25 protein-coding genes are annotated in these 25,796 nt (G+C 73.7%); 13 read left to right on the top strand and 12 right to left on the bottom strand.

From position 1 onward, the window contains the following. Positions 1–33: 33 nt before the first annotated feature. The 5 genes from ACIRST_RS26225 to ACIRST_RS26205 all read right to left on the bottom strand — a co-directional run bounded on the left by ACIRST_RS26225 (position 34) and on the right by ACIRST_RS26205 (position 4,452). Entirely contained in the window at positions 34–597 is a 564-nt protein-coding gene (locus ACIRST_RS26225) for a hypothetical protein (protein WP_402804765.1), read from the bottom strand. A gap of 222 nt (positions 598–819) precedes the next feature. Continuing rightward, positions 820–1,818, bottom strand: a complete 999-nt coding sequence (locus tag ACIRST_RS26220; RefSeq protein ID WP_402804763.1) for an ADP-ribosylglycohydrolase family protein — start codon at positions 1,816–1,818, stop codon at positions 820–822. Between the two features lie 98 nt (positions 1,819–1,916). Then, positions 1,917–2,888 (bottom strand): NADPH:quinone oxidoreductase family protein, encoded by a 972-nt coding sequence (locus ACIRST_RS26215; RefSeq protein WP_350524884.1) that lies wholly within the window; start codon positions 2,886–2,888, stop codon positions 1,917–1,919. Continuing rightward, the gene (locus ACIRST_RS26210; RefSeq protein WP_402804760.1) at positions 2,885–3,697 is read right to left on the bottom strand and encodes an SDR family oxidoreductase; all 813 of its coding nucleotides are present in this window, start codon (positions 3,695–3,697) and stop codon (positions 2,885–2,887) included. The genes ACIRST_RS26215 and ACIRST_RS26210 overlap by 4 nt, the downstream gene beginning before the upstream one ends. After that, positions 3,694–4,452: an SDR family oxidoreductase gene (locus tag ACIRST_RS26205; RefSeq protein ID WP_350524882.1), complete on the bottom strand. Its 759-nt coding sequence runs from the start codon at positions 4,450–4,452 to the stop codon at positions 3,694–3,696. The genes ACIRST_RS26210 and ACIRST_RS26205 overlap by 4 nt, the downstream gene beginning before the upstream one ends. A gap of 264 nt (positions 4,453–4,716) precedes the next feature. Here ACIRST_RS26205 and ACIRST_RS26200 point away from each other — a divergent pair, with 264 nt between their 5' ends. The 4 genes from ACIRST_RS26200 (at position 4,717) to ACIRST_RS26185 (ending at position 8,141) form a co-directional block, all read left to right on the top strand. Continuing rightward, positions 4,717–5,343, top strand: coding sequence for a TetR/AcrR family transcriptional regulator (locus tag ACIRST_RS26200; RefSeq protein WP_402804758.1), 627 nt, complete (start codon positions 4,717–4,719; stop codon positions 5,341–5,343). A gap of 335 nt (positions 5,344–5,678) precedes the next feature. Further along, on the top strand, positions 5,679–5,942 hold the full coding sequence (locus ACIRST_RS26195; protein WP_350524880.1) for an ABC transporter permease: 264 nt from the start codon (positions 5,679–5,681) through the stop codon (positions 5,940–5,942). 18 nt (positions 5,943–5,960) lie between these two features. Continuing rightward, complete coding sequence (locus ACIRST_RS26190; protein WP_402804756.1) at positions 5,961–6,734, top strand: hypothetical protein; 774 nt, start codon at positions 5,961–5,963, stop codon at positions 6,732–6,734. Positions 6,735–6,740: 6 nt separating this feature from the next. After that, complete coding sequence (locus ACIRST_RS26185) at positions 6,741–8,141, top strand: hypothetical protein (RefSeq protein WP_402804754.1); 1,401 nt, start codon at positions 6,741–6,743, stop codon at positions 8,139–8,141. A gap of 147 nt (positions 8,142–8,288) precedes the next feature. Here ACIRST_RS26185 and ACIRST_RS26180 read toward each other — a convergent pair whose 3' ends face one another. The 4 genes from ACIRST_RS26180 to ACIRST_RS26165 all read right to left on the bottom strand — a co-directional run bounded on the left by ACIRST_RS26180 (position 8,289) and on the right by ACIRST_RS26165 (position 11,393). After that, a complete protein-coding gene (locus ACIRST_RS26180; protein WP_402804752.1) occupies positions 8,289–9,383 on the bottom strand; it encodes a M14 family metallopeptidase in 1,095 nt (364 codons plus the stop codon). Between the two features lie 15 nt (positions 9,384–9,398). Further along, on the bottom strand, positions 9,399–9,728 hold the full coding sequence (locus tag ACIRST_RS26175) for a hypothetical protein (protein WP_350524876.1): 330 nt from the start codon (positions 9,726–9,728) through the stop codon (positions 9,399–9,401). 105 nt (positions 9,729–9,833) lie between these two features. Further along, a complete protein-coding gene (locus ACIRST_RS26170) occupies positions 9,834–10,601 on the bottom strand; it encodes a TetR/AcrR family transcriptional regulator (protein ID WP_402804750.1) in 768 nt (255 codons plus the stop codon). 129 nt (positions 10,602–10,730) lie between these two features. Beyond that, the gene (locus ACIRST_RS26165) at positions 10,731–11,393 is read right to left on the bottom strand and encodes a LysE family transporter (protein ID WP_402804748.1); all 663 of its coding nucleotides are present in this window, start codon (positions 11,391–11,393) and stop codon (positions 10,731–10,733) included. 290 nt (positions 11,394–11,683) lie between these two features. On the opposite strand from ACIRST_RS26165, the gene ACIRST_RS26160 reads away from it, so the two are divergent. The 4 genes from ACIRST_RS26160 (at position 11,684) to ACIRST_RS26145 (ending at position 15,646) form a co-directional block, all read left to right on the top strand. Further along, positions 11,684–12,313, top strand: a complete 630-nt coding sequence (locus ACIRST_RS26160; RefSeq protein WP_350524873.1) for a maleylpyruvate isomerase N-terminal domain-containing protein — start codon at positions 11,684–11,686, stop codon at positions 12,311–12,313. A 173-nt stretch (positions 12,314–12,486) separates the two neighbouring features. After that, the gene (locus ACIRST_RS26155; protein WP_350524895.1) at positions 12,487–12,840 is read left to right on the top strand and encodes a hypothetical protein; all 354 of its coding nucleotides are present in this window, start codon (positions 12,487–12,489) and stop codon (positions 12,838–12,840) included. 155 nt (positions 12,841–12,995) lie between these two features. Next, on the top strand, positions 12,996–14,831 hold the full coding sequence (locus ACIRST_RS26150; protein ID WP_396553378.1) for a M1 family aminopeptidase: 1,836 nt from the start codon (positions 12,996–12,998) through the stop codon (positions 14,829–14,831). Positions 14,832–14,920: 89 nt separating this feature from the next. Continuing rightward, positions 14,921–15,646: a G1 family glutamic endopeptidase gene (locus tag ACIRST_RS26145; RefSeq protein WP_402804745.1), complete on the top strand. Its 726-nt coding sequence runs from the start codon at positions 14,921–14,923 to the stop codon at positions 15,644–15,646. 159 nt (positions 15,647–15,805) lie between these two features. On the opposite strand, the gene ACIRST_RS26140 is transcribed toward ACIRST_RS26145, so the two are convergent. After that, positions 15,806–16,882 (bottom strand): epoxide hydrolase, encoded by a 1,077-nt coding sequence (locus tag ACIRST_RS26140; protein ID WP_350524870.1) that lies wholly within the window; start codon positions 16,880–16,882, stop codon positions 15,806–15,808. A gap of 4 nt (positions 16,883–16,886) precedes the next feature. On the opposite strand from ACIRST_RS26140, the gene ACIRST_RS26135 reads away from it, so the two are divergent. The 5 genes from ACIRST_RS26135 to ACIRST_RS26115 all read left to right on the top strand — a co-directional run bounded on the left by ACIRST_RS26135 (position 16,887) and on the right by ACIRST_RS26115 (position 23,225). Further along, entirely contained in the window at positions 16,887–17,480 is a 594-nt protein-coding gene (locus ACIRST_RS26135; RefSeq protein ID WP_402804743.1) for a TetR/AcrR family transcriptional regulator, read from the top strand. Between the two features lie 652 nt (positions 17,481–18,132). Next, positions 18,133–18,981 (top strand): SDR family NAD(P)-dependent oxidoreductase, encoded by an 849-nt coding sequence (locus tag ACIRST_RS26130; protein WP_402804741.1) that lies wholly within the window; start codon positions 18,133–18,135, stop codon positions 18,979–18,981. Between the two features lie 919 nt (positions 18,982–19,900). Then, positions 19,901–21,454 (top strand): Na+/H+ antiporter, encoded by a 1,554-nt coding sequence (locus ACIRST_RS26125; RefSeq protein ID WP_402804739.1) that lies wholly within the window; start codon positions 19,901–19,903, stop codon positions 21,452–21,454. 121 nt (positions 21,455–21,575) lie between these two features. Next, positions 21,576–22,127 (top strand): hypothetical protein, encoded by a 552-nt coding sequence (locus ACIRST_RS26120; protein ID WP_402804737.1) that lies wholly within the window; start codon positions 21,576–21,578, stop codon positions 22,125–22,127. Between the two features lie 72 nt (positions 22,128–22,199). After that, entirely contained in the window at positions 22,200–23,225 is a 1,026-nt protein-coding gene (locus ACIRST_RS26115) for an Lrp/AsnC family transcriptional regulator (protein WP_402804735.1), read from the top strand. A gap of 146 nt (positions 23,226–23,371) precedes the next feature. Here the strand turns inward: ACIRST_RS26115 and ACIRST_RS26110 are convergent, their stop codons facing one another. Together ACIRST_RS26110 and ACIRST_RS26105 are read right to left on the bottom strand one after the other, a co-directional pair. Beyond that, positions 23,372–24,259, bottom strand: coding sequence for an NAD(P)H-binding protein (locus ACIRST_RS26110; protein WP_402804733.1), 888 nt, complete (start codon positions 24,257–24,259; stop codon positions 23,372–23,374). Between the two features lie 241 nt (positions 24,260–24,500). Continuing rightward, positions 24,501–25,421: an alpha/beta hydrolase gene (locus tag ACIRST_RS26105; RefSeq protein ID WP_402804731.1), complete on the bottom strand. Its 921-nt coding sequence runs from the start codon at positions 25,419–25,421 to the stop codon at positions 24,501–24,503. Positions 25,422–25,796 lie beyond the last annotated feature (375 nt).

The following is a 25,796-nucleotide window of genomic DNA, read 5'->3' as shown; positions in this document are numbered from 1 at the left end:
CCCGTCGGCAGTGGCCCCCCGGAACGCGGTCGGTCACGGGCATAGGCGGTGCGGGGTCGGGGTGCACTCGGGGTCGGGGTCGACCGGGCCGCTGCCGGGGCGGTAGTTGGACCACCACAGCGGGGTGTTGCCGTAGTACACGACCAGGTTGCCGCCGTTCTGGATGGCCAGGTAGGCGCCCGGGTGGCGGCCGGTCCGGCTCTCCCACAGCGGGCGCCAGGCGGCGTCGTACGCGGTGAGGTTGCCGTCGGCCTGGACGTAGAAGTAGGTGCCGACGCCGTAGGTGCCGACGGCCGTCCAGATCGCGACGCCGTTGTGGTAGAGCACCACGTGGCCGTCGGTCTGCTGCCACAGCACGGTGCTGCCGTCCGGCGAGGACCAGCTCTGGCCGCGGGTCAGGCCGGCGGTGGCCTGGATGACGGTCTGGTCGGCGTCCGACACGGCGGAGGCGGAGGCGGAGGCGGGCGCGGTCACGGTGGTGTCGGCGACGGGGACGGCGTGGGCGGCCTGGGCGGGCCCGCCCAGCAGTCCGGCCGCGATCAGTGCGGTGCCGAGGACCACACCGGCCCGGAGCGCGAGAGAACGCGGGTTTCGCATGACGGGTCACTCTCCTGGAGTCGCTTCTCAACGTGGCACGTCGGGGAAACGTCGCGACGGAGCGCCGCACCCGTGCGGAGCGCGTCGGCCCGGCCAGTCTTACCGTGCGCGGTACGAACCGTCATCCGTTCGCCACACCTGGGAGGCGAGGTTCCGCTAGGGGTGCCACGGGGGCCACTGCAGCCACCCGTGTCACCCCTCCGGGTACGAATCCTTGGTGTGTCAGGCGCTTCCGGTCGCCGCCTCGCTTTCGTGCGCCGCCGCGGCTTCGGCGGCCGCCCCGGCTCCGGCCGCCGCCTCGGCCTCCGCCGCCGCGACCCAGTCGGGCAGCGGCTCCCGGCAGGCCAGCCACGTCCGCGGCACGCCACCGAGGCCGGTGCGGGCGGCGACCACGCCGCCGGTGATGGCGCAGGTGGTGTCCACGTCGCCGAGGCCTTCCGCGGTGGTCCACAGGGCGTCGGTCAGGCTGTCCACGTGGTGCGCGGCGGACCACAGGGCGAAGGGGACGGTGTCGCTCGCCCGGATCCGCTGCCCGTTGCCGAGCAGGTCGGCGGCCCGCCACGGCTCGGTGGCCGCGGGCAGCTCGGCGGCCCGGCGCAGCCCGTCCCGGACCTCCCCGGCCGGGGTGCGGTCGGCGACCTCGGCCAGCAGTTCCGCGCCGGCGGGTGCGGGCCCGGAGCGGCCGCGCGCGGCGAGGGCCGCCGCCAGGGCGACGGCCACCGCCCCGGCGACGCCCTCCGGGTGCGCGTGGGTGACCTCGGCGGACAGCGCCGCCTGCTCCGCAGCCTCGTCGAGGTCCGCGGCGAACCAGGCGCCCAGCGGGGCCACCCGCATCGCGGCGCCGTTGCCGAGGCTGCCCTGGCCGTCGAACAGCTCCCGTGCGGCGGCGCGCCACCGCGTGGGGTCGGCACCGAGCTCCGGCAGCAGCAGGTGCATGCCGTGCCCGTAGCCGCGGCCGGGGTCCGCCCGGTAGGCGGCCGCGAAGGCCTGGGCGAGCCGTTCCTGGTGCACCGCGTCGAAGGCGGTCAGGACCCCGTACACCGACAGGGCCATCGCGGTGTCGTCCGTCCAGTGCCAGGGGCCCTCCTCCGGCGTGCGCCGGGCCCGGATCTGCGTGAACGCCTCCTGGGGCGAGCGGAAGAGGGGGAACCAGCGCTCCCCGAATCCGTCCCCGAGGGCCAGGCCCTCCAGCGAGTCGCGAGCGGCGGAATAGGTCGTCATCCCGGCATCCTGGCAGCGGTGACGGTCCCGCCGCACCCGCCTTTCCGGTGGCGGCGGGACCGGTGGCGGCAGGCCCGGGGCGGCGGGACCGGTGGCGGTCAGTCGCCGAGGACGGCGATCCGGCCGGTGCTCAGCCCGTCGGCGACCCGCTGGACGGCGTCCGCCGCACCGGCGAGCGGCACCCGGGCGCTCACCAGCGGCCGCACCGCGCCCTGCTCGGCGAGCTTGGTCAGCTCGTCGTGCGCGGCGCGGACGGCGCGCGGGTCTTGGGTGTTGTAGAGGCCCCAGTGCAGGCCGAGGATGGCGTAGTTCTTCACCAGGGCGTGGTTGAGGGCCGGCGCCGGGATCCGCCCGGCGGCGAAGCCGACGACCACGATCCGGCCCTCGAAGGCGACGCACCGGGTGGAGCCGGTGTAGGCGTCGCCGCCGACCGGGTCGAAGACCACGTCCGCGCCGCGCCCGCCGGTGGCCTCCTTGACCGCGGCGACGAAGTCCTCGGCCGTCCGGTCCACCACCAGGTCGGCGCCGAGGGCCCGGGCCGTCTCCGCCTTGGCCGCGCCGCCGACCACCGCGATCACCCTGGCCCCGGCGGTCCGGCCGAGCTGGACCGCCGCGCTGCCGACGCCGCCGGCCGCGGCGTGCACCAGCAGGGTCTCGCCGGCCCGCAGCCGGGCCCGGCGGTGCAGCGCGAACCAGGCGGTCTGGTAGCCGATGTGCAGGGCGGCGGCCTCGGCGTCGTCCAGCGCCTCGGGCGCCGGGAACGCGGCGGCGGCGTCCAGCAGCGCGTACTCGGCGAAGGCGCCGTGCGGCAGCACCGGGTTGCCGATCAGCCGCTCGCCCCGCCTCGGCCCGTCCGCGACCTCGCCGCACAGCTCCACGCCCGGCGTGAACGGCAGCGGCGGGCGGACCTGGTACTGCCCGCGCACCATCAGCGCGTCCGGGAAGTTGACGGCGGCGGCGCGGACCCGGACGAGCAGCTGCCCCGGGCCGGGCACCGGCTGCGGCACGTCCCCGGCGAGCCGCATCACCGCGGCCGGCTCGCCGAGTTCGCCGACCTGCCAGGCCCTCACAGTGCGCCGCCCGCTTCGAGCTGCCGCTGCAGCCGGTTCATCCCGCCGATCCAGCGCTCGGGCTCGGTGGCCCGGACGCGGTAGTACTCGGCCACCTCGGGGTGCGGGAGGATCAGGAAGCGCTCCTCGCGCAGCGCGGCGAGCGTCGTGGCCGCGACGTCCTCGGGCTCCAGGGCGTTCGGGGCGAGCATCAGCTCGCCGAGGGCGCCGGTCGAGGCGAGCATGTCGGTGCGCACGCCCTGCGGGCACAGCGCGTGCACCCGGACGCCCCGGTGGCGGTAGGTCGCGGAGAGCCATTCGGCGAAGGCGAGCGCGCCGTGCTTGCTGACCGCGTACGGCGCGGAGCCCAGGCTGGTGAGCAGCCCGGCGGCGGAGACGGTGGCGAGGAAGCGGCCCGTACCGCGCTCCAGCCAGCGGGGGAGCAGCAGTTCGGCGGCGCGCACGTGCGCCAGCACGTTGACCTCCCAGGCGAGCGTCCAGGCGGAGGCCGGGGCGTCGGCGCCGCCGGACGGGGCGACGCCCGCGTTGGCGCACCAGAGGTCGATCTCGCCGAGGGCCTCCCGGGAGCCCCCGACCAGGGCGGCCAGGCCCTCGGCGGAGGCGGCGTCCCCGGGCAGGGCGGTGCCGCCGCACTCCTGCGCGACGGTGTGGGCGGCCGCGGCGTCCAGGTCGTTGACCACCACCCGGGCCCCGGCCGCCGCGAACGCCCGGGCCAGCGCGGCCCCGATGCCCCGCCCGGCGCCGGTGACCACGACGCCCTGGCCGGCGAACGCCCCGGCCGACGGGTCGGCGAACGCCCCGGCCGTCACATCCCACCGCCGAGCGTGACCCCGCCGTCGACCACCAGGGTCTGGCCGGTGATCCAGCCGGCGTCCGGGGAGAGCAGGAAGGCGACCGCGCCCGCGACGTCCTCCGGCACGCCGAGGCGGCCGAGCGGGTAGGCGGCGGCGACCTGCTCCTCGCGGCCCTCGTACAGGGCCTCGGCGAACTTGGTCTTGACGACGGCGGGCGCGACGGCGTTCACCCGGATGCCCTGCGGGCCCAGCTCGGCGCCGAGTTCGGTGGTGAGCCGGATCAGTGCGGCCTTGCTGACGCCGTACATGCCGATGCCGGCGGAGGCGCGGATGCCCGCGATCGAGGCGACGTTGACGACCGAGCCGCCGTGCTCGCCCATCCACGCGGCGTGCGCGCGGCGGGTCCAGGCCAGCGGGCCGAGCACGTTGACGGCGATGATCTTGGCGGCGGCGGCCTCGTCGGTCTCCAGGACCGGCCCGTAGACCGGGTTGATGCCGGTGTTGTTGACCAGGTGGTCGAGGCGCCCGAAGGCCTCCAGGGTGCGGGCGATCGCCTCGTCCTGGTGTGCCGGGTCGTCGGCCTTGCCCGCGACGGCGATGGCGTTCTCCGGTCCGCCCAGGTCCTGGACGGCCTCGGCCAGCGGCTCGGGGTTGCGGGCGGTGAGGCAGACCTTGGCGCCGCGGTCGACCAGCTCGCGCGCGATGCCGAGGCCGATGCCCCGGCTCGATCCGGTGACGACCGCCACCCGGCCCTTGAAGGAGTGCACCACGGAGCGTCCTGCCTTTCGTGCGAGGATCCGACTACCATCGCTGACTAAGCGCTTGCTCAGCATGGTGTCGGTGCGAGAACCTGTCAACAGCCCGCGAAGCCGCCGAGCGGTCGGCGGGACGGCCCGGCGGCCGGAGCCGGCAGGAGGAGCCCGTGGGACGGCCCGTGGGACGGCCCGGTGGGACCGTCCGCCGGGGCCGTCCGGCGGGGCCCGACGCGAAAGCCCGTACGAATTCCGGTACGCGTTCTCTGGGAGGATGACGCCATGACCAGCACCCCGATGGCAGACCTCTGGCCGACCCTGCCCGGCGCCGACACCCGCCCCGAAGCGGCGTACCGGCTGCTCCAGGCGGCCGTCGAGTCCTTCGCGGAGCGCGGCTTCCACGCCACCACCACCCGGGACATCGCCACCGCCGCCGGGATGAGTCCGGCCGCGCTGTACATCCACTACCAGTCGAAGGCCGCGCTGCTGGCCGAGATCAGCCAGGCCGGGCACGCCGCCACGCTGGCCCTGGTCCGGGAGGCGGTGTCCGGCGAGGGCGGTCCGGCGGAGCGGATGCGGCGGCTCGTCGAGCAGTTCACCGCCTGGCACGCCCGGGCCCGGACGGTTGGCCGGGTGGTCAACTACGAGCTGCACGCGCTGCCCGAGGACGCCTACGCGGTGGTCGCCGCGCTGCGGCTGGACATCGAGCGCGAGGTCAGCGCGCTGATCGGGCAGGGGGCGACGGCCGGCGACTTCCAGGTCTCGGAGGTGCGCACGGCGGCCCGCGCGGTCACCTCGCTGGGCATCGACGTCTCCCGCTGGTACACCGACCGCTCGACCGAGACGCCGGAGGAACTCGGCCGCCGCTACGGCGAGTTGGTGCTGCGGATGCTCGGCGCCCGGATCTGACCGGCCCGGCGTCGCCCCGGCGCCTTGACCTGCCCCGGGGGTGCGCGCAGACTCGTATACGAAGTACGTGTGCCTCGTAGGCGTACAGCGCCGGGGGCACGCGGGGTGACCCCGCGAGCCCCCTCCGGCGCACTCCCACCGCAGCCCCGACGCTGCGGATCGAAGCAGATCACCTCCCGCGGCGACCACGCCCCCCCGACCGGCGGCGCCGACGGGAGCAACCCCGACCCGGGCCGGCCCGGCCGGGTCGTGCCGTCGCCACGGCGCGGCGGCACGGAGGCGCGCACGCTGCGGCGCGGCGCGGCCCGGGTGGTCGGAGAAAGGGAGGTGCAGCGATGCCCTTCCCGCAATCGAGTCCGGTCCGGCCCCGCTTCTGGCTGGAGACGGTCCTGGGCGGACTGTCCGGACTGCTGTTCCTGCTCACCCTGGCGTGGCCGGAGTGGATCGAGACGCTCCTCGGCCTCGACCCGGACGCCGGCAGCGGCGCGGCGGAGTGGCTGGTGGTCGCGCTGGCGGCCGCCGTCACCGCCGCCTGTCTGCTCGGCGCGCGGATCGAGTGGCGCCGGGCGCACCCCTCCTCGGCCCGCGCCGCGCGGTGAGCGGGGAGGAGGACCGTCATGACTGACGTATCGCCCGGGGTCGCCCCCGAGCAGCTGATCGACCTCGTCCGCCGGGCTCCGCTGAGCTTCGTGGGCACGGTCACCCGGGTCGGCGGCACCTCGCTCGCGGCCTTCCCGGCCGACGCCCGCAACGAACGGACCGCCGTGGTCAAGGTGACCGAGGTGCTGCACGCGCCCCAGGCCTTCCGGCAACTCGCGGGCAGTGAGGTCACCGTTCAACTGGCCCCCGAAGAAGCCCCGTTGGCGGTCGGCGACACAAGGGCCCTCTTCACCCGGGGCCTGGTCTACGGTGAGGGCCTCGGCCTGGCCGAGGTGGCCCGGCTGCCCGCCGAGGCCGTCCAGGGGCACGTGTCGCTCGCCGCCACCACCGCCGACGAGCTGCCGTTCTCCTCGGTGCAACGCACGATCCGCAACCAGGACATCGCCGCGCATGCCGCGGAGGCGGACGCGGTGGTGATCGGCGCCGTGGTGGGCCTGGAGGACCTCGGCCTGCCGGCGCACTCCGAGCACGCCCCGCTCTGGTGGCGCGCCACGATCGACGTCTCCCGCGTCGAAGCCGGCCCGGTCACCCCCGGACGGACCGGCGTGCTCTACCCGCGCAGCCAGGACGTCCGCTGGTACCGCGTGCCCAAGCCGGCGCCCGGGCAGCTGGGCCTCTGGCTGCTGCACGACACCTCGGGCGACCTCGCGGCGCAGGCGCCGTACCGACTGCTCCACCCCGACGACTACCAGCCGGTGCAGAAGCTCGCCGTGCTGCGCGAAGGGAGGTGAGCCGACATGCCCACCATCAAGGTCGTCGACATCGTGCCCAGGGCACAGAGCGGTGACACGAACCAGGACGCCGAGCCCAACCTCGCGGTGAACCCGGAGAACCCGCGGGAGATGGTCGCGACCGCCTTCACCCTCGACCCGCTCGGCGGGCCGTTCGCCCCGGTCTTCGTCTCGGCCGACGGCGGCGACACCTGGGTGCTGACGTCCGTCGTCCCCGGGGAGAAGGGCGACTTCGGCACCTTCGACATCAGTGTCGGCTTCGCCGCGCAGGGCGGCAGGCTCTACACGGGCATCCTCAACGCCACCACCGGCGACCTGGAGATCCTGCGGACGGAGGACATCACCTCGCCCGGGGCGATGGAGGTCCTGGCGGACGTGTCCACGGACCTGAACCCGGACCAGCCCTGGGTGGTCACGGCGCCCGCGGGGGCGGACGGCGGCGGCCGGGACGTCGTGTACGTCGGCAACAACGTCCTCGACCGGGGGGCCGGCTCCGCGACGGCGACGGTCTCCGCCGACGCCGGCACGGGCTCGGGCGGCTTCACCGACGTCCGGCTCGACCAGCGCCCCGGCGCCAAGAGCAACGGGCCGCCGATCCGGCTCGCCGTGCACTCCGACGGCACGGTCTACGGCGCCTTCGAGAGCTACAGCCGCGAGGTCCGGGACACGGCGGATCCGGCTCCGGCCTTCCTCATCACCCTCGACGTGGTGGTGACCCGGGACGACAAGGGCGGCCTCGGCCAGAACGCCTTCGAGGACCTCCGGGACTCGGTCGACGGCGTCGTCGGCCAGCGGGTGGTCAGCGGGCGGGCCCTGGAGTTCAAGGTGCACGAGGCGACGCTGGGCCAGGAGCGCACCGGCGCCGACCTGTCGATCGCGGTCGACCCCACGAACTCCAACAGCGTGTGGGTCGCCTGGTGCGACGCGACCGGCGGCCTCCCCACCGACTACGTGCTGCACGTGCGGCACTCGGCCGACCGGGGGCAGACCTGGACCGACGCGCACGCGGACCTGATCGACGCCAAGAACCCCTCGCTGGCGATCAACTCCGACGGTCTGGTCGGACTGCTCTACCAGCAGCTCGCCAACGGCCAGTGGTCGACGGTGCTGGAGCTGTCCGCGGACCGCTTCGGGACCGTCGAGCGCACCGTCCTGCACCAGGCCCCGGGCGACGTCCCGAAGGCGAAGCACATCCCGTACCTGGGCGACTACATCCGGATGCTCGCGATCGGCCGGGACTTCTACGGCATCTTCTCCGGCAACAACACACCGGACCGGGCCAACTTCCCGGTCGGCGTGACGTACCTGCGCAACGCCAACTTCACCACCCGCCAACTGCTCAGCACGGACGGCGTGACCCGCGTTCCGCCGTCCATCGACCCGTTCTTCTTCCACCGGGCTTCCTGAGCTTCCAGCGGGCCGGCCGAGCGCACTCGGCGCACTCGCCAAGGCGCCCGCCACGATCGGTCGTGGCGGGCGCCCTGCTGTCGGGCACTGTGGCTTGGTGTTCCCGGTGTTCCCGGTGTTCCCGGTGCTCCCGGGGTGTTCGGGTGTTCAGGTGACGGCCAGGCAGAACTGCACCAGCCCGGCGTCCACGTCGAGGACGATCCGCTCCATCTCCGCCCACGGCGGGTGGAAGGGGTTGGGCGAGTGGGCCGCGTCGTTGCCCCACTCGACCGTGAAGCCGAGCACCTTGCCCCGGTCGGGGTCGGTGTAGTGGCGGGCGTAGACGTAGTCGTCGCTGGTGCCGCTGGTCGGGTACAGGTGGAAGCCGGTCATCGGCTTGTACGGCACGCCGCGGACGCCGTAGACGCCCTGGCAGAACGCCTCGGCGAGCAGCCGGGCGGTGTCCTCGTCCCCCTTGGGGATGTACTCGGAGTACGCGAGGTCGCCGGGCAGGCCGCGCTTGCCGTCGAACTGGTGGTTGCGGAAGTTCATGTCCGGGTCGACCGACTGGTTGTCGTCGTCGCCCCAGTTGTAGAGCATGTCCTGCGCGTAGCTGTGGACGTCGACGAACCACCCGGTCCGCGGGTGCTGGTCCAGCAGCCAGCGGACGTTGCGGGTCTCCGGCTCGGAGAACGCGGTCGGCCCGCAGTAGACCATCTCGTCGCACGGGTCGGCCGAGACCTGGGGGTCGGCGTGCGGGTCGAAGGCGGTGGCGAAGTCGAACAGGAAGTCGTAGTTGCGGTTGAGGTCGACGCCGATGCAGGCGGGGTTGGGGCTGCCGCCGGCGTTGGCCGGGTTGCGGTTCTTGCGCCACATCGACTTCACGGTCTGGCTGTAGAGCCGCCCGTCGGGGTTGACCAGCGGGTAGACGACCAGGTCGAGGCGCCGGAGCAGGTGCTGCACCTGGTCGGCGGTGAAGACGGAGCCGCCGTAGCCGAGGCCGGTGCCGTTCCGGTAGGCCTCCAGCAGGTCGGCGGCGAAGTGGACGAGGACCTCGCAGCTGCCCCATTCGCGGGCGTGCACGCCGCCGATCAACATCACGCACTTCTTGGGGATGGGCGCGGGTGCGCCGATCCGCAGGGCGTGCGCGGTGCGGCCCTCGAACGAGGGCTCGGGCAGGGTGATGAGCTCGGCGAGGCCGGGGTAGGCGGTGGCCAGGCTGGTCACGGCGGACTCGACCTCGGTGATGTTCAGGTACGGCATGGCGGGCCTCCCGGGTCAGCCGGCGAGCTTGGCGGCCAGGCCGCGCGGGACGGCGTCGGCGGGGGCGAACCGGTCGCCGGTGCCGACCTCGGCCTGGGCGGCGCGCCCGGCCTCGCTGGCGTTGCCGATCCGGGTCACCGTGACGCCCTCGCGTTCGAGGGCCGGGACCTGGGCGGCCGTGGCGTAGACGTCGATGCCGACGCGGCCGTCCGCCTCGACGTACGGGCGTCCGCCGGTGTCGGAGCGGGTGTCGCGCAGCAGCGCGCGCAGGGCGTCCGGGTCCCTGGCGGTGACGCGCAGGCGCAGGATGTCGTCGTGGTGGGGTTCGTTCGGAACGGCGGACATGGGGGCTTCTTCCCTGGCGCCCGCGGAACGTGGCCGGAGCGGTCTCGGGCGGCTCGCTCCGCAGCGCCGTCATCAGAGGATATGTCCGACGTGTACCTCGTATCCTCAGGATGCGTCGCCGCCGTAGAAGGCGTCAAGGGGAGGCTGCGGCATCCCGTCCAGCAGGCTGTCCAGGCCGCGGAGCATCTCGGCGTCGTCGTCGAAGTCGGCGAAGCGGGGCACCAGGGCGCGCAGCCGGGGGTAGTCGGCGGCGGGCAGCCGGTGCAGGCCGAGCCGCAGGGCCGGGTCCGGCTCCTCCGGGTTGTCGACCACCTGGCGCTTGTCGACCAGCAGGCAGCCGAGGTTCCAGGCGACGAAGGAGCGGTAGACGGTCAGGGCGGTCGCGTCGTCGAAGCCGGCCCGCCCGAGCACGGCGAGGATGTGCTCGGTCAGTTCGAGCACCGGCGCCGGCCGCCGCGTCACCGGGACGGTCAGCGGGCGGGTCGCGACCAGCGGCAGGATCTCGGGGTGGGCGTGCGCGACGGCGGCGAACGCCCGGGCGATCCGGTGCAGTTCCTGCCGCCACTCGGGCGGGTGCGGCTCGGGCCGGCGCCGCTCGGGCCGGTGCCGCTCGGGCGGGCGCGGGCCGCTCGCGGCAGCGGTCCGCAGCCGGTCGTTGACCTCGGTGAAGTAGGCCTCGGTCAGGCCGTCGAGCAGGGCCTCCTTGCCCGGGGTGTAGCGGTACAGGGCCATCGACTCGACACCCAGCTCGGACGCCAGTCGGCGCATGGTCAGTGCGGCCAGGCCCTCGCGGTCGACCAGCGCCACCGCGGCGTCGAGCACCTGCGGGCGGCTCAGTCGCCCCCGCTTCTCGGTGCCGTCCCGCTCACCCATGTCCGCACTCCTCCGGATCGGCGGAAGTCACCCAGCGGATACAGAACCAGGATACAAGGGATGAATCGGGCGTAAACGGGTCCGGGGGGTGTGGCCCGGCCGGTCCCGGCGCTCCGGTGATTGCGCTGGTCAGCCGACCAGCAGTCGAACGGCCAGTACGGCGACCAGGGCGGCGGATCCGATTGCGGTGAGTAGTCGACCGCGCGGCCCGGTGAGCGCGCGGCCCAGCAGCGCCCCGCCCGAGGCGAGCAGCAGCTGCCAGCTGGCGGAGGCGGCGAACGCGGCGGCGACGAACACCGCCCGGGCGAGCGGGTCTGCGGTCGCGGCGTCCCGGCCGCTGCCGCCGAGGACCAGGGCGGCGAAGTAGAGCACGGTGAGCGGGTTCAGCAGGGTGATCCCGAGCAGGGTCAGGAAGGCCCGGGCGGGGGAGGGCGGCGCCTGTTCCGGGGTCACGGCGGCCCCGGACGGCGCGACGGCAGCGGACGGCGCGACGACCCCGGGGCGGTGGCGCAGCGCGCTGTGGGCCGTACGGGCCGACAGGGCCAGCAGCACCAGGGCGGAGCCGATCCGCAGCGGCCCGGCGACCGGTTCGAGCAGGGGCGCGAGCCCGCCGCCGCCGGCCGCCGCGACCAGCGCGTACAGTCCGTCCGCGGCGGCCACGCCCAAGGCGGCGCAGGCACCGGTGCGCAGCGAGGTCCGCGCGGTGAGCGCGACGACATAGGCCCCGACGGCCCCCACCGGGACGGCGACGCCGTACCCGGCGAGCAGCCCCGCGACCAGGGCGGCCCTCATCCGCGTGCGGCGTCGGGCCTCCGGGGGCGGCCGGGCTGCTGTCGGACCGCGGCCGGGCGGGCGGAGGTCTCGGGCAGCGCGGTGGCGGGGAGGACGGTCATGCGGTGATGGTGGCGGCCGGACGGCGGGGGCGGCAAGCGGTTTTCCGACGGGCGGCGGACGCGGGTGGCGGCGGATGGCGGGTGGGCGGTGGCTGGCGGCCGGTACCCGGGCGGTGGGCGCCGGGTCGTGGGCGGCGGCGGGTGGGTAACGTGGGGGCCGTCCCGTGACACCTGTTCCGAGGAGAGCCGATGAACAGTCAGAACGACCCGGTGCGCGCCATGTTGGCGGAGGCCTGGAGCTCCTGGGCGGAACGCGGTGCGGCCCTCGGCGCCGCGGACTGGGGCCGGCCGACCCGGCTGCCCGCGTGGACCGTCCGGGAGCTGTACGCGCACGTGGCGCCGGTGCCGGAGATGTTCACCGGGCTGCGCACGGCCGTCCTCGACGGGCCGGCCGAGATCACCACGGGTGCCGGGATCCTGCGTGCCTACAACCGGCCGGGTGGTCTCGCGCACACCGCCGCCGGGCAGGTCGCCGAGACGGCGAGGCAGACCGCCGTGGCCGCCGACCCCGCGGTGCTGATCGCCCGGTTCGGGGTCGAGGGCCCGGCGGCCCTGGCCGCGCTCGACGACCTGCCGCCCGGTACGACGGTCGCGCACCCGCTGCTCGGCAGCGTCACGGTCGGCGCTCTCGGCGAGGTGGCGCTGATGGAGGCGACCGTCCACCTGCTCGACCTGATCGCGGCCGTCGGCGGGCCGCCGCCCGCCGACGCGGCCCTGCGGGCGACCCGGGCCCTGCTGGCGGAGGTCGCCGACCCGGTGGCCTTCATCGAGGCGGCGAGCGGGCGCAGCACGGAGGCGGTGCTCCCGGTCATCCGCTGACGCCGGCCGTCCGACGCCGTTCGCGGTCGTTCGCCGTCCTTCGCCGCTATTCGCGGCCGTTTCGCGGTCGTTCGCGCTCGTTCCTGTCGGGGTCGGTAACCCCTGGTCAGCAGTATGATCAACGGTCGGAGTCGGACCCGATCGGGGGAGAGTCAGTGGACCAGGTGCTCAACATGTGGTGGGTGCTGCCCGTCGTCCTGTACGGCAGCGGATGGATCGTCAAGGACGCCCGGCAGGCACTGAAGGTGCGGCACGAGCGCAAGATGGAGCTGCTCGCCGCCAGTGCGCGTCAGCAGGCCGCGCTGGAGGCGTCGAACCGCCCGCCGGAGCCGGTCTGCGGCTGCACCCACCACCTGGCCAAGCACGACAAGCAGGGCCGCTGCCACGAGGACGTCGAGGCCCCGACCGCCTGGGACGCCGACCGCCGCCCGCTGCAGTACGAGGCGCGGCCGTGCAACTGCCAGCAGTACATCGGTCCGGAGCCGCTCGGCACGGTCTTCGCCCCGGAGCTGGTCGACCCGAGCTGACCGCGCGGTCCGGTCCCGCGGCGGTCCCGTTCCGCGACGGGGCCCGGCGGGGCCCGGTGGGGTCCGGGTCGGTCCACTTGGTGTCATGAGCCTTTCAAAGGTGCGGGTTTGCTGTCACGCTGCTGCTCCCGGCCCGCTCCCCACGAGAGGTTCCGATGAGAAGACTCCTGCATGCCCTGACCGGTGCCGCCCTGTTCGCAGCCGCCGGCCTCGCGGCGCTCGCCACCCCCAATGTGGCGAGCGCCGCGGACTGCGCACCCGCCCAGGTGGTGGCCAACAGCGGTTTCGAGTCCGGCAGTTCACCCTGGACGGCGCCGAGCGGCGCGATCACCGGTGACACCGGCCAGAGCGCGCACTCCGGCAGCTCCTACGCCTGGCTCGACGGTTACGGATCCACCCACACCGACACCCTCTCGCAGTCCGTCACCCTCCCCACCGGGTGCGGCACCGCGACACTCGGATTCTGGCTGCACGTCGACACCGCCGAGACGACCGGCAGCACCGCCTACGACAAGCTCACCGTCAAGCTCGGCTCCACCACCCTGGCCACCTACTCCAACCTGGACGCCCGGGACGGGTACGTGCACCGGACCGTCGACGTCTCCGCCTTCGCCGGCCAGACCGCGACGCTCTCCTTCACCGGCGTCGAGGACTCCAGCCTGCAGACCAGCTTCGTGCTGGACGACGTCACCCTGGACGCCTCCGGCGGCACCACCCCGCCCCAGCCCGGCGACCCGACCCGCACCCCGGCCTCGCCCGGGTACACCGTCAACCTCACCAGTGACGCCTCCGGCGGCAGTTGGACCGGCCACGAGAGCGTGACCTTCACCAACGCCTCGCCCAGCCCGCTGAACGAGGTGTACCTGCGGCTGTGGGACAACTGGCACGGCAGCTGCCCCAGCACCCCGATCACGGTGACCAACGTGACCGGCGGCACGCCCGCCCCGCTCTCGGTGAACTGCACCGCGCTCAAGGTCACCCTGCCGGCGCCGCTCGCGCAGGGCCAGAGCGGCACGGTCGGCTTCGACCTCGGCATCACCGTGCCGAGCGGTGCGGACCGCTTCGGCCGGGACGGGGCGTTCAACTTCATCGGCAACGCCCTTCCCGTCCTGGCGATACGGGACGGAGCCGGCTGGCACCTCGACCCGTACACCAACAACGGCGAGTCCTTCTACTCGGTGGCCTCCGACTTCACCGTCACCCTGGACCACCCCTCCGGCCTGCTGGTGCCCGCGACCGGCACGTCGGTGGACACCCCGGGCGCGGCCGGCCGGACCGTCACCAAGGCGACCGCGAGCAAGGTGCGCGACTTCGCCTGGGGCGCCGGGCCGTTCACCAAGATCTCCGGCACCTCGGCGGCCGGGGTGAAGGTCAACGTCTACTCGGTGGCGGGGATCAGCGCGGCCGACGCCAAGTCGATGCTCTCCACCGCGACCTCGGCGGTCGACGCCCACGCCCAGCGCTTCGGCGCCTACCCGTACGGCGAGCTGGACGCGGTGATCGACAACAACTTCTGGTTCGGCGGCATGGAGTACCCGGGCTTCGTCCTCGACCTCGTCAGCACCACGGCGCTGACCCACGAGATCGGCCACCAGTGGTGGTACGGCATCGTCGGCGACGACGAGTACACCAGCCCCTGGCTGGACGAGGCCTTCACCGACTACTCCACCGACCTCGCCCTCGGCAAGACCGGCAACGGCTGCTGGAACAGCGTCTCCTGGGCCTCGGCGGCCGAGAAGATCACCAACTCGATGGCGTACTGGGACGCCAACTCCTCCCGCTACTCGACGGTCGTCTACGGCTACGGCAAGTGCGCCCTGCACGACCTGCGCCGGACGATCGGCGACACCGCGATGACCACCCTCCTGCGGAACTACGCGCAGGCGCACTGGTACGGCGTGTCCACCACCGCGGAGTTCAAGGCCGCGGCCCAGGCCGCCACCACCGTCGACCTGACCTCCTTCTGGAGTCAGCACCGCATCGACGGCTGACCGCCGACCGCCCACGCCGCCCCCGGCCCCGCCCGGGGGCGGTGCCCGACCCGCGTCCGGCACCCGTCCGTCACTTCGGAGAGGACCCCATGACCACCCGCCCCCACACCCGCACACTCGCCCTGCTCGTCACCACGGCCGTCGGCCTCGCAACCGCCCTGAGCGCGGCAACCCCGGCCGCCGCCACGGCGAGCCACCGCAGCGACCACTCCCGCAAGCACGCGGACAACATCTGGGGTGGCTACATCACCTACGGCTCCACGTTCACGACGATATCGGGCACCTGGAACATCCCGGCGCTCGACTGCACCAACAACCGCGGAATCGCCTCCCCCTGGGTCGGGTTGGACGGGTGGGACAGCGACACCGTCGAGCAGATCGGCGTCGACCTCGACTGCACGACCGGCCGGGCACAGTACAACACGTGGGTCGAGATGTACCCGCAGGACAGCATCTACTTCGCCGAACCCGTCCAGGCCGGCGACTCCATGACCGGCACCGTCACCGACGAAGGCGGGCACTGGTACACGCTGACCCTGAGCGACACCACCCAGGGCTGGACGAAGTCCTTCCGGAAGTACCTCGCCACCGCGACCTCCGTCAACGCCGAGGCCATCATCGAACCGATCGGCTCGGGCTCCGTGCCGACCCTGGCGAAGTTCGGCCCGCTGCAGTTCACCGGCGTCACCGTCGACGGCCGGCCGATCGGCGACTACGCCACCCACGCGTCCACCGTCACCCGGAGGACGACGACCCTGGCCACCACCGGCACGCTCAAGAGCGACGCGTTCCCCGTCACCTGGCGGCACTCCTGACAGAGCCGTCGCCCCGGCCCCGCCGGGACGCCCACTGACGCGCAGGCGCGGCCCCATCGGCTCTCTGCTGTCCGAGCAGAGCAAGGGAGGGGCTGCGCCTGTTGCACTTTCGGCGCCGACCGATCCTCCCGCGGCGCGACGAGCGACTCGGGTTCCTTGTCAGCCGCCCAGCTTGACTGCGCGGCGTACGTCGTCGGCGTAGGCCTCGGGCTGTTCCCAGGCCGCGAAGTGGCCGCCGGCACGGTGTTCCACGTAGTCGCGAATGTTCAGGAACGCCTCGGCGTAGCTTCGTGGCTCCGGTTTGGTGTCGTGCGGGAACACGGAGAGGACGGTCGGCGTGTCGATCCGGTCGGGGAGGTCGACGGGCTGGGTGTAGGTGGTGAAAGAGGTGCCGATCGTGCCGGTGACCCAGTAGGCGGTGACCCAGGTGAGGAGCTCGTCCGTGGTGAAGGCCGGCCCGTCGGACCAGGCGTCCAGCTTCTCGACGATCCACGCCGCGAGGCCGGCGGGGGAGTCGCCGAGCGCGATGGCGAGCGTGTTCGGCCGTGTCGCCTGTTCGGCGATGTATCCGCCTTCGGTGCGGAACCACTGCGCCGACCGGCGGAGGTAGGCGGCGGCGTCGGGCGCGAGCTTCGCCGGGTCCGCCGTGAGCGCACGCTGCGGGGCGGTGTTCGTGAGGTGCAGGGCGGCCACCCGGTCCGGGTGTCGGGCCGCGAGGACTTCCGCGACGGTGCCGCCCACGTCGCCGCCGGACACCGTGTACCGCGAGTAGCCGAGCCCGTCCAGCGCGTCGGCGACGATCCCGGCGATCCGGTCGGCCGACATGCCGGAGGTGGTGAGTGGGGCCGCGAACGGGAAGCCCGGCAGTGCGGGGACCACCACGTGCACGTCCGTGAGCAGTGGCAGGACGCGCTCGAACCGCAGCACCGAGTCCGGCCAGCCGTGCAGCAGCACGACCACCGGGGCTTCGGGATTCGTGGACCGCTGGTGGATCACCCGCAGGTCGGTGTCGCCCGCCCGCACCGTCGCCCAGGGGAACTCGCCGATGCGGCGCTCGTGCACGCCCCAGTCGTATCCGGTCCTCCAGTGTTCGAGTAGTTCGTCGAGGCGGGTGGCGGTGATGCCGCGCCTCTCGTCGTCGGTCCACGGGGTCGTGACGCGCCGTGTCCGGTGGAGCCGTTCCCTGAGGTCGCCTCTGATGTCGGCCCTGATCTCGCTTCTGATGTCATCGCTCATGTGTATGAGCGTACACATGATGTGTATGCTCGTACACATGACTTTGCGCGATGCGGCCGCCACCCGGCAGCGAATCCTGGAACAGGCCCGACGCCAGTTCGCCCGGCACGGCTTCGCCGCGGTCACGGTCAAGGGCGTGGCTGACGCGGCCGGCGTGTCGCCCAACCTCATCACCCGCTACTTCGGCGGCAAGGACGGCCTCTTCCTGGCGGCGACGCAGGTGGAGATCCCGGTTTCCCGCTCCTTCGACGGTGACCGTTCCGCGCTGGGCGCGCGCCTCGCGGCGAGCATCGTCCGGCGCTGGTTCGGTGCAGCCGGGGAGGATCCGCTGCTCGTACTGCATCGTGCATCCGGCGAACGACCCGAGGCGGCCGAGGCACTGGCCGCCTTCCTCGACGGCAACTCGCTGGAGCCGCTTCACCGTTACCTCCGTGAGAGCGGTCTGGACGATGCGGAGGCCCGCGGCCGGGCCGCGGCGATCGACGCCTTCGTGCTCGGCGTCTCGACCCGCCGCCGGGTCCTGCGATCCGAACTCGGCGATCCCGCCGAACTCCAGGCATGGCTGAGCGTCACCATCCAGCGCCTCGCCGACGGGTGAAGCCCGAGGGGCGGGACGCCACTCCGTGCCTGACGCTACTCCGTGCCTGACGCCACTCCGTGTTGGCCTCGTGTTCTCTCGCTGTGGCCATCGTTCACTCCGCCAGGGCAGCGACCCCGCGCTGCGCGGAAGTCCCAGGCCCCAAAGGCCCCATCCGCCGCGACGACATCGCCGACCTGCTGCGCGACCTCGCCGACTGCGACCACATCGCCATCGCGCTCACCAGCCACGACCCCGACCGCCGTAGGCCTCACGGCCGACCGCGCGTCAGGGCTTCGTCAGGGAGGGTGAACGAGCTTGCCCCCGGCAGCGGGGCAGGCTTTGATGGAGGACATGCACCGCTCGACACGCCACCACGACCGCCCGCCGCATAGCCGGCCGCGGATCGTCGCTGTCGCGGTCGCCATCGCCGTCCGGTAGGACCGAGCTCCTTCCCGCTCGTCACCGGCCGACGTGCACGGGCCGGGTGCCGTTCGTCGCGCCCGTGCCGATCGCCGCCGTCCGTCCCTTGCCCTGACCGGCTCCGAGGGCAGGGGACGGATGAGCGTTCCCCTCGCATCACACCTTCTCGCGCCGGCGGCCCCGGAGGCGCACGGCTTCGTGCCGCACTGCCTTCGCACCCCGCCGGTGCCTTTCCACCCTTGGATGGGTCATGTCCGACGCTGTTCTGTCCGCCCTCCCCCAGCCTTCGGCCGGGGGGACCCCCATCGCCCTCGTCACCGGCGCCTCCTCCGGGATCGGCTGGGAGACCGCCCGACTGCTCGCCGGGCACGGTGCGACCGTGCTGGTGCACGCCCGCACCACCGCGGAGGCCGAGGCGGCCGTCGCCCGGCTGGTCGACTCGGGTGTCCGACGGGACCAACTCGTCGAGCTGGCAGCAGACTTCACGAGCCTGTCGGAGGTCGCTGTGCTCGCCGGCGCGGTCGTCAAGCACTACCCGGCGCTGGACCTGCTGGTGAACAACGCCGCCGCCGTGGCGCCGGAGCGCTGCACCCTCACCGACGACGGCAACGAGGTCTCGCTGCAGGTCAACTTCCTGGCCGCGCACCTCCTGGCGAAGCTGCTGCGGGCGCCGCTCTCGGCTGCGGGCGACGCCCGCATCGTCAACGTGTCGTCCTCCCTGCACCGCACCGCCTCGATGAACTGGTCGGACCCGCACCGGGTGAAGAAGTACTCGCGGGTCGCCGCGTACGCGCAGTCGCAGCTCGCGCTGACCATGGCGACCGCCGACATGGCCCCGGCCGGCTCCGGCATCACCGCCGTCAGCGTCAACCCGGGCCTGTGCGACACCGCGCTGCTGCCGCTGTACGGGCGGGTCGGTGCGCCCGCGGCGGAGGGCGCGGCGGCCGTCGTGCGGCTCTGCCTGCCGGAGACGGTCGTCGCCAACGGCGCCTACTTCGACGGCGGCGTCATCGCGCCCACCGCGCAGGCCGTCCAGGAGGAGCGCTCGCTCAAGCGCCTGGCCAAGCTGGCCGACCAGCTGGTCGGCCAGGCCTCCTGAACCGTACGCCCCGAGAGACCGGAGGATCCACGATGTCCAAGCGCGCGCGGAAGAAGAAGGCCCGGCGGAAGAAGAAGGCGAACCACGGCCGCAAGCCCGGGCAGTAACCGACAGACCCACCCGGTGCCGCGTGCCACCGGCACCGGGTGCATCCCTTCGGCCCACGAGGCCCGCCGTCCGGCTGTGCGGACCGGCGCCGCCTCGGGGGCCGAGTCGTTGCGCAGTCGTCAAGATCGCATCAGGACGCGTCCCGGCTGCGCAGCTGGACAGATCTTGTGCCAATGCCTCGTCAAGATGATCCCCGGCGGCATCAAGGACTCGTCAGGGCGGGCGGACGAATGTTCGGCCGTACCTAGTGTGAGCTGCGAGGAAACGGTTCGCTGCCCGGGCGTGGGGCCTGGCGGCGAACCGTTTGCCGAACCCCGACCCCCGGCGGGTTCCTCCGGGAAAGGTTCGGCGGCCAGTGAGAAACAGGGGGAGGGGGCGCGCGGCGATGCCAACGGGAACGTCGGGCGGTACGGCGGTCATGAGGAAAACGGTCGCGTCGGACACGTCGCGACAGGAGACAGCCGCACCACCACCCGGGCCGCGCGCCCCCCGTCACCGGCTCGGAGGAGTGCGGCCGCGCCTGCGCGAGTTCGCCTGACCGGGGGCACGGCCGACCGCGCCCTCGGCTCACCGCCGTGCACTGCCTGCCGTCGGCGGAGCGCGGCGAGTGGCCGTTGGCGCGGCGTGAGCGGCGACGGTCACGCTCCGTCCGTGCTGTGCGCGCTGACGTCCCATCGTTTCCGCCCCTGCCGCGCCGCGCTAATGCTCCGATAAGATGACTGCAGGTGTGCCGGGAAGCCTGGTCGGCGCGGGGGACGACTGCGGCGATCAGCGGCGGTGACCCCGATCTTGCGATGGGGTCTTTCCACCGATGCACGTTGTGGGGATCGTTCTCGTCCTGGTCGTCCTGGCCACGGCCGTGGCCACCTTCGCCCAGCGCCTGCGCGTTCCCGCGCCCTCGCTGCTGGTGCTGGCGGGCATCGGAGTGGCGCTGACACCCGGCGTTCCCGCGCTGCACGTCCCGCCGCAGATCATCGGCATGGTGGTCCTGCCGCCCCTGCTGTACGCCTCCGCCGAGGAACTGTCACTGCGCGACCTGCGCACCGTGTGGCGCCCGGTGACGATCCTCTCCTTCGGCCTCGTCTTCGCCTCCGCCGCAGCCGTCGGCTTCACCGCCGTCGCCGTCGCCGGCCTGCCGCCCGCGATGGCCTTCGTGCTCGGCGCCGTGCTCTCCAGCACCGATCCGGTGGCCGTCACCGCGCTCGGCCGCCGCCTCGCCCTGCCCGGGCGCCTCCAGGTCCTCGTGCAGGCCGAGAGCCTGTTCAACGACGCCACCTCGCTCGTTCTGTTCAAGGTCGCCGTCGGCATCGCGGTGGCCGTCGGAGCCTCGGTCAGCCTGCCCGCGGCGGGCGGCGAGTTCCTGCTGCTCGGCGGGGGCGGCAGCGTGGTCGGCGCCGCCGTCGCCGGCCTGGTCTGGCTGGTGCGCCGCCGCACCACCGACCCCGTCCTGGAGACGGTGATCGCCCTGGTCACCCCGTACGCGGCGTACGTGCTCGCGGAGTCCGCACACACCTCCGGCGTCACCTCGGTCGTGGTCGCCGGCGTGCTGCTCGGGCGCTCCGGCCACCGGCTCACCGACGCCCACATCCGGCTGCAGCTGCACGCCGTGTACGCGGTGGTGGTGTTCCTGCTGGAGAGCGTCGTGTTCAGCATCGTCGGCCTGGAACTGCCCACCCTCGTCCGGGACCTGCCCGCCGGCACCGGCTGGTGGCCGCTCCAGGCGCTCGCACTGGCCGCCGTACTGATCGCGGTGCGGGTCCTCTCCACACTGCCACTGACCCGCGCCGTCAAGCCCAGCCAGGGCCGGGGCCGGCTCTCCTGGCGGGTCGCCGGGGTGGTCACCTGGGCCGGCACCCGCGGCGTCATGCCGCTCGCCGCGGCCCTGTCCATCCCGCTGCTCGCCGACGACGGCACGAAGCTCACCGGACGACCCCTGGTCCTGGTGCTCACCACCGCCGTCGTCGTGTTCACCCTCGTCGTCCAGGGCCTCACCCTCGCCGCCGTCGTCAACCGCTCCGGCCTCGCCCTCGAACCCGAACACACCGCCCGCGAGGAGGACGACGCCCGCGACACCCTCAACCGCGCCGCCCTCCAGCACGTCGACTCCCTCACCGAGCTGGAGGCCGTACCGGACACCGCCCTCGACCGGGTCCGCCGCGGCCTCACCGCCCGCCTCGACCGCAGCGCCGAGACACCCGACGGCACCACCGCCGACGCCGCCTACCGCCAGCTGCGCCACGAGGTCATCGCGGTCCAGAGCACCGAACTGCACCGCCTCTACGACGAGCACCGCATCAGCGACACCACCCGCCGCCGCCTCCAGCACGACCTCGACCGGGAGGAAGCCGCCCTCGGCACCCCGTGAGCCGTCGGGCCCGCGCGGAGGAGGTTCAACGGCGTCGTCGCGGCGGGAGCACCACGGTGAGCGTCGCACACACAGCCGCCCCGAACAGGAGCCCGCCCCACGGCGCCGTACCACCGGGACGGTGTGCCACCATCCCCACGACGAAGAGGGCGGTCCCACCGCACACGAGGAAGAGAACGAAGGCGCGGAGCGCGGACCGCCACCTGCGGCGGACCGCAGGACGCGACTGGACCTCGCGGCACACAGGTCCGTCCACCCGCTGCCGCCGCACCCGTCCCGGGACGACCTGCTCGCGCTGGCCGAGGGCGTGGACCTGCGGGGCCGCGGTGGCGCCGGGTTCCGGTTCGCCCGCAAGGCCCGCGCCACCCTCGCGGCGTCCGACCGCTCAGGCGCGCGCCCCGTGATCGTGGTCAACGGTGCCGAGGGCGAGCCGCCCAGCGCCAAGGACGCCATGCTGCTCGCCCGTGTGCCGCATCTCGTCCTGGACGGGGCGTGCGCGGCGGCGGCCGCCTTCGGGGCGGAGGAGATCGTGATCGGCGTCGCCGCGGGCGGCCCCGGCGAGGACTCCGTCACCGCCGCGCTCGCCGAGCGCGAGAACGACCTGCCACGAGGACATGAGGTTCCGTCAACTCGGCTTCTGGTCCGGGCCTTTCTTCCGCGAGTGCCGGGCTGACGGTCTTTCTGTTGGGGTCGTGATTTCAGGAACGGGCCCTGCGGTGCGGCGGTATGAGCGAAACTTGCCCTCATGGTGCATTCGTCGGCGGATCCCGTACTGAGCCTTGTGGATCAGCGGCTGGTGGCCGCCTTGCAGTGCGACGGGCGTCTGTCCGCGGAGCGGGCGGCCCAGGTGCTGGGGCTCAGCCCCGCCACCGTGCGGCGCCGTCTGCAGACGCTCGGCGCCGACGGCACACTGCGGGTGGTGGTCTCACCGGTGGCGCGACCGCGCAACGGCGGCTCGGCCGGGGCGCTGTTCCTGCGTATCCGGGTCCTACGGGGCAAGCTCGACACGATCGTCGCCGCGCTCGCCGCGCGCGAGGACATCCCGTTCATCGACGTCACCACCTCGGGTGACGAGATCTTCGCGGTCGCCCGCACCGAACCGGGCTCACGCGACCCGCTGGTCTTCCGGCAACTGCCCTCCACCCAGGCGGTCACCTCCCTGGAGAGCGCCACGATCCTGCACGTTTTCCGGCTCACCTCCGAGTGGCGCCATCAGGTGCTGACCGCAGCCGAACGCGCGGCACTGAGCCGGGCCGCGCCGGCCCCCGAAGAGACCGCCGCCGGCCCGGGCACCGGCTCCCCCGGCCCCTACGGCATCGACACCGACCCCCTGGAGCAGACCCTCCTCGACGCCCTCGACCCCGACGCCCGCCTGCCCGCAGCGGCCCTGGCCGCGCGCACCGGCCACCCGGAGAGCACCGTGCGCCGACGCCTGGCCCGACTCACCGCCCAGGGCCGCCTGATCACCCAGGTTCTGGTCGAGCCCCGCCGCCTCGGGCTGCCCATCGAGGCCAAACTCCTGCTGCACGTGCCCCCGGACCACCTCGCTGCCGCCGGACAGGCCCTGGCCGACCATTCCGCGGTCCACGGCGCCTTCGCGACCTCGGGCCCCTCGAACCTGCACGCCGCCGCGTACTTCCCCGACCTGACGGCCCTCTACGGTTTCCTCTCCCGCGACCTGGTCGGCCTGGGCATCACCCACATCGAGACGGCCATCGTCAGCCGAGCCGTCAAACGCACCCCCGCACCACCGCATCCCGTGTCGCCGTAGGTGACGGCGCCGGTGTCCCGTGTCGGCGACGACGAGGAGACGGCATCTGTGGTGCCGGGCCGGCGCGGCGCTTGTGAGGGGCGGCTACTGTCGCGCCGGTCGCGTGGGCTGTCGGTGTCCGGTCGGGACTGCCCAGGTCACGGGACTCACCTCGACGGTGGGGTGAAGCCGGCGGTCGTGGGCGGGGCCGCGAACGCGTCCGCATGGTCGGCGACCCACGTCGCGTAGTCGTGGGCCGGGCGGCCGAGTACCCGTTGCACGGTGTCGGTCACGACGGCGGGGCGACCGAGCTCCCGGCGGTAGCGAGCCAGCAGGGCGGCGACGAACGGCGCGGCGACGCCCTGACGCAGGAGGGCCTCGGCGGCTGCCTCGGGCGGTACGCCCCGGTAGGTCAGGGGACGGCCGAGGACGCCGCCGATCACCTCGATCATCCGGGCGTGGGTCAGGGCGTGCGGGCCGGTGAGTTCCAGTCGGCCGAGCGGCCGGTCCGTGATCAGGGCCCGGGCCGCGACGTCGGCGAGGTCCTGTTCGTGGATCGGCGCCTCGGAGAACTCCGGGTAGGGGCCGTGGACGACGTCACCGGCTCGGATCTGGGCGCCCCAGGCGTGCAGGCCGCTGGCGGCGAACGTGCCGGAGCGCAGACTGGCCCACTCCAGTCCGCTGGCGGTCACGGCCTGTTCCGCCTCCTTGTTGCGGTCGCCGCGGTGCCGGGAGGGCTGGTCGTCCGGGTTCTCGTCGATGTTGAGCGCGCTCAGCGCGACCACGCGGCGTACGCCCCGGTCGCGGGCGAGCGCGACGAGTTCGGCGGCGGCCTCTCCGGCCGCCCTGGGGTGCAGGAACAGTGCGGTGACGCCCTTCAGGGCATCGGCGAGCGTGCTCGGACGGGACGGGTCGCCGTGGACGATCTCGATGCCGTCGGGCAGCGCGGCGGTCGCGGGGGCGCGGGTCACCGCGCGGACGGCGCGGCCGTCGGCGGCGAGGGCGGTCACGAGCGGACGGCCGACCAGGCCGGTCGCTCCGGTCACCAGGATCATGGGTCTCTCCTTCGTGGAATGTCGTTCGGGGGCGTGGGGGCGTGAGGGCGTGGGCGCGTGGACAGCGGTTGGTGAAACGACTGTTCGGGCTCGGGTCCGTCCCTGGGCGTGCAGGACCGGATCCGGGAGCATCCGGTGCCGAGCCAGTGCGAGCCGGGACAGACGGGGAACGGATGGGAACGGATGGGAACGGGGCGGGGACGAGCCGTCCGGCGGCAACCCCTCGCCTCGTCCCGGTCGGTCACGGCGTGCGGGCCACGTGCGGGGCCAAGTGCCTGCGCAGGAACGCGATCTGCGTCCGGGCGGCCTGTTCGTGCGCTTCGAGGAAGGGGGCGTAGTGGCGGCCCGGCAGGTGGACCACTTCGGCGTTCGGGGTGTGCCGGGCCGCCCCGACGGCGGGGCCGGGGAGCGTGCTCTGGTCCTGGTCGCAGACGACCACCAGCAGGGGGCACCGGATCCGGGACGCGTGGCGACCGGGCCGGTACCCGGGGAGCTGGAGGGCGATCCGGGCGGCGACCGTCTGCTCCCAGGTGGTGTGGCGGCCTTCGGGGTCGAGGGCCCGGTCGCCGTCCATGGCGTCGAGCGTGGTGAGCGAGGCGACGGTGCCGCGCGGGCCGGCGGTGGGGACCAGCATCGGCGGACGGCCGACGAGGCTCCCGAGCGCGTCCGCGACACCCCGGCCGAAGAGCCGCAGCGCCGCGAGGGGCGTCATGGAACGCAGCGCATGGGGGGCGATGGCGCGCCCGTCGACCAGCGGCGTCTGTGCGATGGCGCAGGCCAGTCGGGGGTGATCGGCCGCGACGCGGAAGACGTGGCCGCCCGCGAGTGAGAAGCCCCAGACCGAGATCCTGTCCGGGTCGACGTCGGGCAGGGTGGCCGCGTACTCGATCGCGGCGTGCCAGTCGGCGATCTGCTCGTCGAAGCGGACGACCTGACGTGGTGCGCCCCCGCTCTCCCCGAACCGTCGGTGATCGAAGGCGAGGACGGCGAAGCCGGCGTCGTTGAAGCGTGCGGCGAACAGGTCCGTGGCCGGTTCCTTGGTCACCGAGGTCCCGCCGGCCATGATCACGCAGCCGCCGTTGGATCCCGGGTAGTGCCAGGCGGCGCATGAGGTGCCGTCGCTGGCGAAGCGTACGTTCTCCCGTTGTGTGGACGCGGGCACGTGGACCTCCAGGGTGGATGCGTCGTTCTCGGGTGCTGTGAATCCGCGGGCCTGCGGCGTTGCCGTACCGCAGGCCTCCTGCGCGGGGCCGCCGGTGGCAGCCCCGGAGGTGCCGGCGGCGCAGCCCAGGAGGTGCCGGCGGCCGACCGGTCGGGCCGGGTGGACCGGATGTGCGGGTCGAGGATCACCGGGTGCTCCTTCCATGGCCCGGATCCGCCGGTGTACGCCGGAACCGGGGTGGAGCGGATGACATCCATGGTCGGCCCGGGCCTCCCTCAGCAGGCCATGCGATGCGACGGAATGGGCGAAACTCGCCTTCGTGGTGCCTTCGTCGGCGGATTCCGTACCGAGCCTTGGGGATCGGCGGCGGGTGGC

The organism is Kitasatospora sp. NPDC101447, from assembly GCF_044767225.1.
Classification (GTDB): Bacteria; Actinomycetota; Actinomycetes; order Streptomycetales; family Streptomycetaceae; genus Kitasatospora.
Note: the sequence above shows the minus strand (reverse complement) of the source record. Positions and strands in the feature narration are given on the sequence as shown.